The organism is Flavobacterium sp. HNIBRBA15423 (assembly GCF_052655965.1).
Genome location: NZ_CP199751.1, coordinates 312,973 through 326,658 on the forward strand (window position 1 = coordinate 312,973; position 13,686 = coordinate 326,658).

At 28.8% G+C, this 13,686-nt stretch carries 11 protein-coding genes; all 11 read left to right on the forward strand.

Going from position 1 to position 13,686, the window contains the following annotated elements:
• Positions 1–17: 17 nt before the first annotated feature.
• Positions 18–1,100 carry a chorismate mutase gene (locus ACULEV_RS01315; RefSeq protein ID WP_445456892.1) on the forward strand — a complete coding sequence of 361 codons (1,083 nt, stop codon included), beginning with the start codon at positions 18–20 and terminating at the stop codon, positions 1,098–1,100.
• A 73-nt stretch (positions 1,101–1,173) separates the two neighbouring features.
• Positions 1,174–1,695 carry a hypothetical protein gene (locus ACULEV_RS01320; protein ID WP_445456893.1) on the forward strand — a complete coding sequence of 174 codons (522 nt, stop codon included), beginning with the start codon at positions 1,174–1,176 and terminating at the stop codon, positions 1,693–1,695.
• 152 nt (positions 1,696–1,847) lie between these two features.
• Positions 1,848–2,828, forward strand: coding sequence for a ribosome small subunit-dependent GTPase A (rsgA, locus tag ACULEV_RS01325; RefSeq protein ID WP_445456894.1), 981 nt, complete (start codon positions 1,848–1,850; stop codon positions 2,826–2,828).
• A gap of 8 nt (positions 2,829–2,836) precedes the next feature.
• A complete protein-coding gene (dtd, locus tag ACULEV_RS01330; RefSeq protein WP_445456895.1) occupies positions 2,837–3,289 on the forward strand; it encodes a D-aminoacyl-tRNA deacylase in 453 nt (150 codons plus the stop codon).
• Between the two features lie 5 nt (positions 3,290–3,294).
• Positions 3,295–5,199, forward strand: a complete 1,905-nt coding sequence (locus ACULEV_RS01335) for a DUF3857 domain-containing protein (protein ID WP_445456896.1) — start codon at positions 3,295–3,297, stop codon at positions 5,197–5,199.
• On the forward strand, positions 5,199–7,145 hold the full coding sequence (locus ACULEV_RS01340) for a DUF3857 domain-containing protein (protein WP_445456897.1): 1,947 nt from the start codon (positions 5,199–5,201) through the stop codon (positions 7,143–7,145). Before ACULEV_RS01335 ends, ACULEV_RS01340 begins: the two co-directional genes overlap by 1 nt.
• The gene (locus tag ACULEV_RS01345) at positions 7,146–9,161 is read left to right on the forward strand and encodes a DUF3857 domain-containing protein (RefSeq protein WP_445456898.1); all 2,016 of its coding nucleotides are present in this window, start codon (positions 7,146–7,148) and stop codon (positions 9,159–9,161) included.
• Positions 9,162–9,488 carry a nucleotide pyrophosphohydrolase gene (locus ACULEV_RS01350; protein ID WP_445456899.1) on the forward strand — a complete coding sequence of 109 codons (327 nt, stop codon included), beginning with the start codon at positions 9,162–9,164 and terminating at the stop codon, positions 9,486–9,488. It abuts the gene before it with no gap.
• Positions 9,489–9,554: 66 nt separating this feature from the next.
• Positions 9,555–10,787 (forward strand): 3-phosphoshikimate 1-carboxyvinyltransferase, encoded by a 1,233-nt coding sequence (gene aroA, locus ACULEV_RS01355; RefSeq protein ID WP_445456900.1) that lies wholly within the window; start codon positions 9,555–9,557, stop codon positions 10,785–10,787.
• Positions 10,788–10,910: 123 nt separating this feature from the next.
• Positions 10,911–11,960 carry a tRNA preQ1(34) S-adenosylmethionine ribosyltransferase-isomerase QueA gene (gene queA, locus ACULEV_RS01360; protein WP_445456901.1) on the forward strand — a complete coding sequence of 350 codons (1,050 nt, stop codon included), beginning with the start codon at positions 10,911–10,913 and terminating at the stop codon, positions 11,958–11,960.
• 424 nt (positions 11,961–12,384) lie between these two features.
• Positions 12,385–13,686 (forward strand): kynureninase, encoded by a 1,302-nt coding sequence (gene kynU / locus ACULEV_RS01365; RefSeq protein ID WP_445456902.1) that lies wholly within the window; start codon positions 12,385–12,387, stop codon positions 13,684–13,686.

The following is a 13,686-nucleotide window of genomic DNA, read 5'->3' on the forward strand; positions in this document are numbered from 1 at the left end:
ATTTACAATTAGAAAAGATGGAAAATAAGAAAGAACTAAGAACATGGTTAGATGACTTTAAATTAGAACACCCTTTAGTTATAGCAGGTCCATGTAGCGCAGAAACGGAAGATCAAGTATTGCAAATTGCTCACGAATTAAAAAATTCTGATGTATCAATTTTTAGAGCAGGAATTTGGAAACCAAGAACAAGACCAGGAGGTTTTGAAGGGGTGGGAGCAATTGGATTGAAATGGTTACAAAAAGCAAAAGCAGAAACAGGCCTTTTAATGGCGACGGAAGTAGCTACTGCAGCTCACGTGAAATTGGCTTTGGAACATGATATAGATATTTTATGGATTGGAGCTAGAACTACTGTAAACCCGTTTGCAGTTCAAGAAGTTGCAGATGCATTAGAAGGAACCGATAAAATAGTATTGTTGAAAAATCCAGTAAATCCAGATTTATCTTTATGGATTGGTGGATTAGAGCGTTTGTATAATGCTAATATTAGAAAATTAGGTGTTATTCACAGAGGTTTTTCGACTTATGATAAAACAAAATATAGAAATAATCCAGAATGGCAAATAGCTATTGACTTGCAAAATAAATTTCCAGATTTGCCATTAATTTGTGATCCATCTCATATTACAGGAAGAAGAGACATGATTCAAGAAGTGTCTCAACAAGCATTAGATTTAAATTATGACGGGTTAATTATTGAAACGCATATTGATCCTGATAACGCATGGAGTGATGCTGCACAGCAAGTAACACCAACAACTTTAAAACAAATTTTTACAGATTTAAGAGTCAGAAAAGTTACAGATGATGAAAGTGAATTTAATCAAAAAATGGCTAAACTGAGAGCGCAAATCGATGAATTTGATGGAAAATTGCTTGAAATTTTAGGCAATAGAATGAAAGTAGCTGATAAAATTGGAGAACTTAAAAAAGAAAAAAACGTAGCTATTCTTCAGAATAAACGCTGGAATGAAATCCTAGGCAAAATGATTCTAGAAGGAGAAGAAAAAGGTTTGAGCAATGACTTTGTAATGCACATGTTCAAAGCGATTCATCAAGAGAGTATAAGTCATCAAGAGAAAGTGGTGAATAATTAAAGTTAAAGAATATTTTTTGGCATAATAATTGTATTATTGCAAAAAAATAAATATTAATTTAAATTTAAAAAAAATGAAGAAAATTATTTTATTAGCTGTACTTTTAGTTAGCTTTATGTCAAATGCTCAGTCTGACAAGATTTACAAACACAGTGGAGAAGTTGTGGAAGGGAAAGTAAAAAAAGTGGAGGAATATACAATCGTTTTTGTTTATGAAGGAGAAGAAGCAGAAAACACAATTGGAAAATACGCAATAGAAAGAATTGTTTATGGTTCAAGTGGACGTGAAGAAGAAGTAACTGAAAAGATTGTTATTAATAGTGAGAAAGATTGGGAAAAAGTAGTTATACTTGAAGATAAAGGTTATATAGCAGGATTAAAGAAAGCTGGTGAAGTAAGAGGTAAAACAGGATTAATTAACTTCCAAACAGGAAATACAGGTGATAAAAAAGCTGAAAAAAAATTAAAAATGGATGCTGCAGCTCAAGGTTGTGCTTTTATCTTGTTAACTGCTGATAAAACTACAGTTGGTGCTAGTTCAAATAGTTTAGGTGGTTCTCAAGCTATCAAAAAAGGGGTAGCATATAAATATTAAGAAATTGTATTAATACTCTATAAAAAGCTGCTTTTAAGTAGCTTTTTTTATGCTAATTTTTTACTAATAAACACTATATTTGTAACAATCAACTTTGGAAGTAATAGCGTGAAATAATTTCTGACTTTTAACTTCTAATTTCTAACTTTAAAATGACAGGAATCGTTTATAAATCCACAGGTAGTTGGTACACCATTAAGACAAATGAAGGTGGCTTTCTAGATTGCCGTATAAAGGGTAAATTTCGCATAAAAGGAATTAAAAGCACTAATCCAATTGCTGTGGGTGATATTGTAGATTATGATATTGAAAACACTACTGACGAGACTACTGGAGTAATTACAGCAATTCATGATAGGAAAAATTACATTGTAAGAAAATCAGTAAATCTTTCTAAACAAACCCACATCATTGCTTCTAATATAGATATTGTCTTTTTATTAGTAACAATAAATAATCCACCAACTACAACTAGTTTTATCGATCGTTTTTTAGTTACCGCAGAAGCTTATGGAATTGAAGCAATTTTGGTTTTTAATAAGATTGATACTTTTGATGAGGTTGCTTTAGATGAACAATTGTTTCTACAATATACTTATGAAAATATTGGATATAAATGTTTGCGTGTATCTGCAAAAGAGAATAAAGGAGTTGAAGAATTAAAAGAAATAATGTTAAATAAAGTTTCAATGTTTTCTGGTCATTCAGGAGTAGGGAAATCTACATTAGTTAATGCAATTGAGCCTTCACTTAATTTAAAAACGAAGCAAATATCAGAGTCACATTCACAAGGACAGCACACCACTACATTTGCAGAAATGTTTGATTTGTCATTTGGTGCTCAAATTATTGATACTCCTGGAATAAGAGGTTTTGGAGTTGTAGACATGGAAAGACAAGAAATAGGAGACTACTTTCCAGAATTTTTTGCATTAAAAGAGCAATGTAAATTTAATAATTGTTTGCATAAAGAAGAACCACACTGTGCAGTTAAAAATGCGCTAGAAAATGATGAGATTTCCTGGTCAAGATACAAAAGCTATTTGCAAATCTTAGAAGGTGATGACGAGCACTATAGAGCAGATGATTATGCAGAAGATAGAAAAGCAAGTGATGAAACAAGAAAATCATAATTAATTTAATGAGAGTAGTTATTCAAAGAGTTTCTGAGGCTTCTGTTATAATAGAAAATGAAAATGTTGCTAACATTCTAAACGGACTTTTAGTATTAGTTGGAATCGAACCCGATGATAATCAAGAAGACATTCATTGGCTTGCTTCAAAAATTATAAATCTTAGAATTTTTCCCGACGAGAATAAAATTATGAATTTTTCTGTTAAAGAAAGTAATGGAGAAATTATAGTGGTAAGTCAGTTTACCCTACATGCAGCAACCAAAAAAGGGAATAGACCAAGTTATATTAAAGCCGCAAAGCCAGATATAGCAATTCCTTTGTATGAAAGTTTTGTACAACAAATGGAATTAGAATTAGGAAAAAAAATACAGACAGGTCAATTTGGAGCCAATATGAAAGTATCTTTGGTTAACGATGGACCAGTTACAATAATTATTGATACAAAGAATAAAGAGTAGAAAATATGAAAATAAAAATATTGTTTTTATTACTTATAACTTTAAATGTGTTTTCGCAAAAAGATTTAAGTTCTCTTTTGATTTCTGAAGAATTAAAAGAAAAAGCAAATAGTGTAGTTAGATTTCAAAAAATAGAGGTTATAATTCAATCTCAAAAATCATATAAAGTTACTACCAAGAAAGCAATTACTGTATTAAACGAATACGGATTAAAAAATATTGAAGCAAGAGAATATTATAGTAAATCGGATAAAATAAATTCAATTGAAGCCACTATTTATGATTCATTTGGTAAAGAATTAAAAAAGATACGAAGAAAAGATTTCATAGACCATAGTGTTGCTGATGGATTTTCCATTTTATCTGACAATAGAGTCTTATATTTAGATTATACACCTACACAATATCCATTTACTATTGTATATGAAAGTGAAACGGAAAGTATAAATACTGCTTTTTTGCCATCTTGGTATCCTATAGATGATTATTATGAAAGCATTGAAAAATCAGAATTTACTATTAAATATCCTTCAGGTTTAGGTTTCAAATATAAAGAACAAAATTTTGAAAACTTTAATATAATTAAAAAAGAAGAAAATAATTTACTTATTTTTTCAGTTGAAAATCTAATGGCTCAAAAACCAGAAGATTATGCTCCAACTTTTAAAAAAACTGTGCCTAACGTAATCTTTGGTCTTGAGAAATTTTCATTAGAAGGAGTGGAAGGTGTTGGTAATTCATGGGAAGAGTTTGGTAAAGTTTACTATGATGAGTTAATTAATACTGATACAACTTTAAATCAAGAGACTATTAAAAAGATTACTGAACTGACAAAGAATGCAAAAAATCCAATTGAAAAAGCAAAAATTATATATAAATACGTTCAAGATAAAACAAGATATGTAAGTATTCAATTAGGAATTGGAGGTTGGAAACCTATGTTAGCAAAAGATGTAGATCGACTGGGTTATGGAGATTGTAAAGCATTGTCAAATTACACAAGAGTTTTACTGGACAATGTAGGTGTGAAATCATATTATACTATTATTTATGGTGATTCAAATAAAAAAGACTTAGATAAAGATTTTGTTTCTTACCAAGGTAATCATGTAATACTAACATTACCGTATAATGATAAGAATTATTTTTTAGAATGTACAAGCCAAACGAACCCTTTTGCTTTTGGAGGAGATTTTACAGATGATAGATATGCATTAATGATAAAACCTGAAGGAGGTGTTATTGTTAAGACAAATGGATTCAAAGCTACTGATAGTTATCAAAAAACTTCTGGTCATTATTCAATTGATGAAGAAGGTAATTTAAGTGCTAAGGCACAAATTAAATCAGGAGGAATTCAGTATGATAATAAAGCTTTTTTATTGAGGATAAGTGATAAGAAAGACTTACATAAACATTATAAAAACAGATTTAGTTGGATAAGTAATTTGCAAATTAAAAATTTAGTAATTAAAGACAATAGAGATACAATTGAATTTGCAGAAGATTTTGCCTTTACAGCTACTAATTATAGTAATAAAGCAGGAAATTCAATTTATTTTCCAATCAATCTTTTTAATAAAAATGAGAATATCCCAGATAAATATAGGAATCGAAAAAACGATTTTGAAATTAAAAGAGGATATTATGATGAAGATGAAATTGAAATTGAATTGCCAGATAATTACGAGATTGAATTCTTACCTGAAAGAGTTGAATTAGATACTAAGTTTGGAAATTATAAAATAAATGTTCAAAAATTAGAGAATGGAAAACTGATTTACAGTAGAATGTTGACAATAAAAAGTGGGAACTATTCTAAAGAACAATACGAACAATATAGAAAGTTTAGAGAGCTGATAGCTAAAAATGACAATTTAAAAATAGTATTAACAACAAAGAAGATATAATGAATTTAAAAGGTGTGTGCGTAATTGCTTTAATAATTTTGTTCAGTCAAAATTTATTTGCACAAAAATACGAGTTAGGTGAAGTAACAATTGACGAACTTAAAGAAGCACGTCACCCAATTGATTCTTCGGCATCAGCTGCAATTCTTTTTAAAACAGGAAAAACAGAATTTAATTTAAATAATGATGGTAATTGGACTGTAATAACGGAAGTTAAGTATAAAATTAAAATCTATAAAAAAGAAGGTTTTAATTATGCTAATAAGTCAATGCCTTATTATGTCGGTGGGTTTAGAAATGAAACTCTAAATTTTAAAAATGCAGTAACTTATAATCTCGTTGATGGTAAAGTAGAAAAAACTAAATTAAAATCAGATGGGGAATTTAAAGAAGAAATAAATAAAGACCTTAAAGTAAAAAAAATAACAATGCCTCAAGTCAAAGAAGGTTCAATTATTGAATATTCTTATACTTTAAACTCTCCTTATATAACAAGTTTAAATGATTGGTATTTCCAAGACGATATTCCTATGAACTATGTGGAATATAATGTTTATATACCAGAATATTTCAAGTATAGGAGTGTTATTTTTGGCTATGAAAAGATAAATTTAAAAGAATCAACTATATCTACTAGAAATTTTAAGGAGTTAAAATACAATTATTCAATTGAGAATGTACCGTCTCTTAAAGAAGAAGGTTATATTACAAATATAGATAATTATACTTCTATTTTAAAATATGAATTAGCTTCAATTAGTTATCCAAATCAATCTCCTAAAAGCTTTGCAGTAACTTGGGATGATGTAGTGAAAAACATTTATGATCATGAAGGTTTTGGAAATGAATTAAATAGCAAATCTTACTTTGAAGATGATTTGAAGGCTATTTTAGAAGGATTAACTTCTAGTAATGAAAAAATTAATGCAATTTTTAATTTTGTGAAGAACAGAATGACATGGAATGATTCTTATGGTGTTATTACAGATATTGGAGTAAAAAAGGCATACAAAGAAAAAACTGGTAATGTTGCAGAGATCAATTTAATGCTTACTGCTATGTTGAGATATGCTGGAGTAGAAGCAAATCCTGTTTTGCTTAGTACTAGAAGAAATGGTATAGCAATGTTCCCAAATAGAACTGCATATAACTATGTAGTTGCTGGTATAGAAGTTAAAGATAATGTGATTTTGTTAGATGCAACTAGTAAAAATGCTGTTGTAGGTTTAATGCCTTTAAGAGCAGTAAACTGGACAGGAAGAATTATAAGAGAAAGAGGAAGCTCTAATGAGATTGATCTTTTGAAAGTTCCAACTTCAAAAGATAATGTAATTATTTTAGGTGAAATAAAAGAAGATGGAAAAGTAGAAGGAAAACTTAGAAGAGTCTTGACAGATTATAATTCTTTCGTGCATAGAGAAAATTATTTAGGAATTTCTGAGGATAATTATTTAGAAAAACTAGAAAATAAACACCAAGGACTAAGTGTAGAAGAGTATAAAGTAGAGAATATAAAAGATTTAAGTAAACCTGTAATTGAATCTTATTCTTTTGTTCATGAAAATGATGTGGAAGTAATTGGTAATAAAATATATGTAAAACCATTACTGTTTTTTACATTAGAAGAAAATCCATTTAAATTAGAACAAAGAAAATATCCTGTAGATTTTTCATTTCCATTTAAAGACGCATATAATATTTCTATAAAAATTCCAGAAGGTTATGAAGTAGAATATTTACCTGAGATTGCTAATATAGCTATGGAAAATAATTATGCTACTTTTAAGTATATGGTTTCTGCAGCTAATAATAATATACAATTGATTGTTAATTTTGATATAAATAGTTTTTATATTTCTTCTGAAGCCTATCCTGCTTTAAAAGGTTTTTTTAAACTGATAGTTGAGAAACAAACAGATAGAATAATACTTAAAAAGAAAGAATAAATGAAATCTATAGTTTATAAAATATTTCTAATAGTTTTTTTTACAAATTCAACATTTGCACAGAAACATGAGTTAGGTGAAGTTACTATGGATGAGTTGAAAGAAGAAAAGTATCCAAATGATCCAAATGCAGAAGCCGCTGTATTATTTGAAAAAGGGAAAACATATTTTCAATTTGATACAAATTCTGGATTTTATATCATGACTGAGGTGGAAACAAAAATAAAGATATATTCAAAAGAAGGATTTGAATGGGCAACTAAGTCTATACCTTATTATATTGTTGGGAAAGATGAACAAAGAGTATCTTTTTCTAAAGCTGTTACTTATAATTTAGAGAATGGTAAAATTATTAAGACTAAATTAAAAAGTGATGGAGAATTTGATGAGAATTATAATAAGTTTTGGTCATTAAAGAAAATTACAATGCCAAATATAAAAGAAGGCTCAATAATTGAATTTAAATATACTATTAAATCACCAAATTATTCAATTTTTCCTACTTGGAACTTTCAGTACAAAATTCCAGTTAAATATTCTTTTTTTCAAACTTTTATTCCTGAATATTTTACTTATAATAATCAATTTAAAGGAAATTTAAATCCTTTAGTAGAGACTGATACTAAAACTAAAGTCTTTTCTGGAAGATATACTAACCAAAAAAATTCACCAGGCGGTTTTTCTTTTGATAGAGAGAGTTATGAAGTAGAATATAAAGAGTTTGTCACCTCTTATTCTTTAACAAATGTTGTGGCAATGAAAGAAGAAAAATATATAAATAATATAGAAAATTATATTTCAGCTTTACATCATGAACTTTCATCTGTTAGCATGCCAAATCAAGCTATAGAAAACTATTCCACTGATTGGGAATCTGTAGTGAATGCGATTATGAAAGATGAAGATTTTGGAAATGAACTTTTGAAAACAGATTATTTTAAAAGTGAAATAGATATTTTATTAAAAGGAGTTGTTGATCAAAATGAAAAGATTGTTTTAATTTTTGAATATGTGAAATCAATAATGAATTGGAATAAAATATACGGTTATTCATGTGATATTGGAGTTAAAAAGGCATTTAAAGATAAGGTAGGTAACGTAGCAGAAATTAATTTGATGTTAACTTCAATGTTAAGATATGCAGGTATTGAAGCGAATCCAATTTTATTAAGCACAAGATCAAATGGAATTCCTGTTTTTCCTAATAGAACTGCTTTTAATTATGTGATTTGTGGTGTAGAGCTAAAAGATAACTTGGTTTTATTAGACGGAACCAGTAAATTATCTTTACCAGACATTTTACCAGTGAGAGATTTAAATTGGTTTGGCAGAATTATTAGAAAAAATGGATCGTCTACCATTGTTAATTTAATGCCTAAAGCAAAGTCTATTTCAAATATTGTTATGTTATGCGAAATAGATAAACAAGGAGAAATTACTGGTAAAGTTAGAAAACAAATTTCAGACTATTATGCACTAGAATTTAGAGAAGAATATCTTAATATTGATAAAGAAAATTATTTAGAAATATTGGAAAACACTTTATCAGGACCTAATATAACGGATTATAAAATTGAAAATTCTAACGATTTATATAAAAAAATCATTGAAACATTCAGTTTTACAGATAAAAAGTGTGTTGAATTCATTGGAAACAAAATTTATTTTTCACCCATTTTGTTTTATCAATTAAAAGAGACTCCATTTGATACAGAAGATAGGAAATATCCAATTGATTTTAATTTTCCATTTAAAGATTCTTATATTTTTACTATAAAAATCCCAAGTGAATATGAAGTTGAATTTGTGCCAGAAGCAGCAAATTTAATGATGGAGAATAATTATGGAAACTTCAATTATAAAATTTCTCATAAAGATAACACATTGCAATTAGCTGTATCATTTGAAATAAATTCTTCTATCATTCCGTCTAAAGATTATGGAGCATTAAAAAATTTCTTTAAAATGATGATTGAAAAACAAGGAGAGAAAATAATACTTAAAAAGAAAGAATAAATGAACATTAAAAACGCCCAACAAGAAGTTGATAATTGGATAAAAGAGCATGGAGTTCGTTATTTTAATGAGTTAACAAACATGGCTCAACTTACTGAAGAAGTAGGTGAAGTCGCTCGTATTATTGCTCGTCGTTATGGAGAACAATCAGAAAAAGAAAGTGATAAAAATAAAGACTTAGGAGAGGAATTAGCAGATGTAGTTTTTGTAGTACTATGCTTAGCTAATCAAACAGGTGTAGATTTACAAGCAGCTTTTGATAAAAAAATGGATTTAAAAACAAAAAGAGATCATGATCGTCATCATAACAACGAAAAATTAAAATAGATTGAACCAATTTAATTATCTGCACTTGTTTTTTTATTAATAAGGATTTAAAAGTATTACAAAATAATGAATTTAGCTCTTCATAAGTCAAAAATTGAAAATAGATTAAGTATTCCAGTTACAGGTTCTAAATCTGAAACCAATCGTTTGTTGTTATTACAAGCTTTATATCCAAATATTAGATTAGAAAATACTTCAAAATCAGATGATTCAGATGCTATGCAAATGGCTTTAGATTCAAAATCTAGTTTGATTGATATACATCATGCAGGAACTGCAATGCGATTTTTAACAGCTTATTTTTCGGTTCAAGAAAACAAAGAAACAGTTTTGACGGGTTCTTCTCGTATGAAAGAACGTCCAATTAAAATTTTAGTTGAAGCATTACAACAATTAGGAATCGAAATTTCTTATGAAGAAAATGAAGGTTTTCCACCTATTAAGATTATAGGAAAAAAAATCTCTAAAAACAAGATAACTTTAAAAGCAAATGTAAGTAGTCAATATATATCAGCATTACTTTTAATCGCTCCAAAACTCGAAAATGGTTTAGAACTCACTTTAGAAGGAGAAATCACATCAATTCCATATATAAAAATGACCTTAGCTTTGCTAAATGACCTTGGTATTGAGACTTCTTTTGAGAATAATAAAATTATTGTTTGCCATACAGAATTTGTTCAAGAAACTCAATTAACAATTGAATCAGATTGGTCGTCAGCTTCTTATTTTTATTCTATAATTGCTTTGTCAGAAACAGGTACACAAATCACACTCTCCAGTTATAAACAAAATAGTTTACAAGGAGATTCTGCTTTAGTTACTATTTTTAAAGACTTTGGAGTTGAAACCACTTTTAATGATAATAATTCAATCACTCTTTCTAAAAAAAATGATTTTAAGCTCGAAACATTAAACTTCGAACTTAATAATTGTCCAGATATTGCTCAAACTATTGCAGTTGCTTGTTTTGGTTTGGGAATTGGGTGCAATTTAACAGGTTTGCATACGTTGAAAATCAAGGAAACAGACAGACTTGAAGCATTAAAAACAGAACTTATAAAATTAGGAGCTTCAATTTCAGTTACAAATGATAGCCTTATTTTAGAAAAATCTAATCAAATTAAAGAAAATATAAGCATTGCAACTTATCAAGATCATAGAATGGCAATGGCATTTGCACCGTTAGCTTTGAAAGTTTCAATAACTATTAATGAAGCTGAAGTAGTTTCAAAATCTTTTCCCACGTTTTGGAAAGATTTAAAAGCAATTGGTTTTGAAATTGAAGAAATTAAGTAAAAAAGTTTTTTAAAAATAAACTGCTTTTTACTTGACAACGCCTATTTCACAATCGTATATTTGCAACCGTTTTTAGTGGAAGCTATGTCTTACTGCTAAAATCTTAATACTTAATACTTATATATGAAATTATCTCATTTTAGTTTTAATCTACCAGAAGAATTACTAGCCGAATTTCCAGCAGAAAACAGAGACGAATCTCGTTTAATGGTTGTAAATAGAAAAACAGGAACTATCGAGCATAAAATGTTTAAAGATGTTATCGATTATTTCGATGATGGTGATGTAATGGTATTAAACAATACAAAAGTATTTCCAGCTCGTTTATATGGTAATAAAGAAAAAACAGGAGCACGTATCGAAGTTTTCTTATTAAGAGAATTAAATGCAGAACAACGTTTATGGGATGTTTTAGTAGATCCAGCTCGTAAAATTCGTATTGGAAACAAATTGTATTTTGGAGATGACGATTCATTAGTGGCAGAAGTTATCGATAATACTACTTCACGTGGAAGAACATTACGTTTCTTATATGATGGTTCTTACGAAGAATTTAGAGAAAAATTAGTGGAATTAGGTGAAACACCAATACCTAAATATATTAACAGAGAAGTAACACCTGAAGATGCGGAACGTTACCAAACTATATATGCAAAAGAAGAAGGAGCTGTAGCTGCACCTACTGCTGGGCTTCACTTTTCTAAGCATTTATTAAAACGTTTAGAGATTAAAGGTATTGATTTTGCTGAAGTAACATTACATGTAGGTTTAGGTACTTTTAATCCAGTTGAAGTTGAAGATTTATCAAAACACAAAATGGATTCTGAAGAAATGATTATTAGCCAAGAAGCTTGTGATATTGTTAACACAGCAAAAATTAAAAAGAAAAGAGTTTGCTGCGTTGGAACAACTTCAATGAGAGCTATGGAAAGTTCAGTTTCTTCTCAAAGAACATTAAATCCTTTTGTGGGTTGGACTAATAAATTTATTTATCCTCCTTATGATTTTAGTATTGCAAATTGTATGATTACAAACTTTCATACCCCAAAATCAACATTACTAATGATGGTTTCAGCTTTTTGTGGTCATGATTTAATGAAAAAAGCTTATGCTGAAGCAATCGAACAAAAATATAAATTCTATTCTTATGGTGATGCGATGTTAATCATCTAAAGTTTTATTATAGTAAGAAATTAAAAATCTCAATTCCGTTTTAATCGAATTGAGATTTTTTTTTGGAACGAATGGTTTGGTTTTATCTTGCTCTCCATGTACCTGCTCTCCGTTATATTTTTTAAACCTTTTGAGGTTTAAAAAAGATGCCACTGCGATCAGGGTTATTTAGGTTGCCATAAAATTCTAAGATATGACAACTCCTTTAAAAGTCGTCAAACCTATTAAACTTAAGATCATCTAACCTTTACAAAGTTTTCTGGACAGTTACTTTAATTAAGCTTATTTATAATTAAATTATCTTTACCATTAGTCAAGTTTTATTTACTACGAATGAATTTGGGTGACAAGCATATAAACTTTTAAACCTTTATACTTTTAAACCTTTAAACTTTTCAATACTTTTACAGTCAAATAAAAAACAATGAATTTTCAAAATACAAGAGAATTTGCTCAAGAATTAGACCGTCAAGACGAATTAGCTAAATATAGAGATGAATTTATTTTTCCTAAAGTAAATGGAAAAGATGTAATTTATTTTACAGGAAATTCCTTAGGACTTCAATCAAAAGCTTCAAGAAAATATGTAGATGAAGTAATGCAAGATTGGGCTAATTTAGCAGTGGAAGGTCATTTTTATGCCGATAAACCTTGGTGGGATTATCACGAACGTTTTTGTCAACCTTTAAGTGAAATTGTAGGTGCAAAGCCTATAGAAGTTGGTGTAATGAATACATTAACAGTAAATCTTCACTTACTAATGGTTTCTTTCTATCGACCTTCTGCAAAGAAATTCAAAATCATTTGTGAGGAAAAAGCATTTCCTTCTGATCAATACATGTTTCAGTCTCAAGTAGATTTTCATTCAAAAAACATTGGGTTTAACCCAAAAGAAGCTATTGTAGAAATTAAACGTAGAGAAGGAGAGCATAATATAAGATTAGAAGATGTACTTTCAAAAATTGAAGAAGTTGGTAATGAATTAGCTTTAGTACTTATAGGAGGCGTAAATTATTACACAGGACAAGTTTTTGACATAAAGACTATAACATCAGCTGGTCAGAAAGTAGGAGCTTATGTAGGTTGGGATTTAGCACATGCTGCTGGAAATATTGAACTGAAATTAAACGAATGGAATGTTGATTTTGCAGCTTGGTGTAGTTATAAATACATGAATTCTGGTCCAGGAAATATTTCTGGTTATTTTGTGCATGAAAAACATCACAATGATGAAACATTATCCCGTTTTGCAGGTTGGTGGGGACACAATAAGGAAAGACGTTTTTTAATGGAGCCTAATTTTGACCCAACAAGAAGTGCAGATGGCTGGCAAATAAGTAATTTACCTATTTTAGCTCTAGCTCCATATTTAGCATCAGTTCACATGTTTGCAGAAATTGGAATGCAAAAGCTAATTAAAAAGCGTAATTTAATTACTAGTTATTTAGAATATATTCTTCATGAAATTGATGCTGAAATTGAAGGAACAGAATTTGAAATTATTACTCCTTCAAACAATTCTGGAGTTTTGGAAGAAAGAGCTTGTCAATTATCAGTGTACTTACATGGACAAGGAAAAGCATTATTTGATTATCTCATGAAAAATGGCGTTATAACCGATTGGAGAGAGCCAAATGTAATTCGTTTAGCACCAGTTCCATTATATTCTTCTTTCGAAGATATGTATGAATTTGGACAAATATTAAAAAGAGGGATAATTAGATAG

What these genes read in the sequence shown, in the direction of transcription:
- ACULEV_RS01315 (WP_445456892.1), top strand. Translation starts at nt 18, where the DNA reads ATGGAAAATAAGAAAGAACTAAGAACATGGTTAGATGACTTTAAATTA.
- ACULEV_RS01320 (WP_445456893.1), top strand. Translation starts at nt 1,174, where the DNA reads ATGAAGAAAATTATTTTATTAGCTGTACTTTTAGTTAGCTTTATGTCA.
- rsgA (WP_445456894.1), top strand. Translation starts at nt 1,848, where the DNA reads ATGACAGGAATCGTTTATAAATCCACAGGTAGTTGGTACACCATTAAG.
- dtd (WP_445456895.1), top strand. Translation starts at nt 2,837, where the DNA reads ATGAGAGTAGTTATTCAAAGAGTTTCTGAGGCTTCTGTTATAATAGAA.
- ACULEV_RS01335 (WP_445456896.1), top strand. Translation starts at nt 3,295, where the DNA reads ATGAAAATAAAAATATTGTTTTTATTACTTATAACTTTAAATGTGTTT.
- ACULEV_RS01340 (WP_445456897.1), top strand. Translation starts at nt 5,199, where the DNA reads ATGAATTTAAAAGGTGTGTGCGTAATTGCTTTAATAATTTTGTTCAGT.
- ACULEV_RS01345 (WP_445456898.1), top strand. Translation starts at nt 7,146, where the DNA reads ATGAAATCTATAGTTTATAAAATATTTCTAATAGTTTTTTTTACAAAT.
- ACULEV_RS01350 (WP_445456899.1), top strand. Translation starts at nt 9,162, where the DNA reads ATGAACATTAAAAACGCCCAACAAGAAGTTGATAATTGGATAAAAGAG.
- aroA (WP_445456900.1), top strand. Translation starts at nt 9,555, where the DNA reads ATGAATTTAGCTCTTCATAAGTCAAAAATTGAAAATAGATTAAGTATT.
- queA (WP_445456901.1), top strand. Translation starts at nt 10,911, where the DNA reads ATGAAATTATCTCATTTTAGTTTTAATCTACCAGAAGAATTACTAGCC.
- kynU (WP_445456902.1), top strand. Translation starts at nt 12,385, where the DNA reads ATGAATTTTCAAAATACAAGAGAATTTGCTCAAGAATTAGACCGTCAA.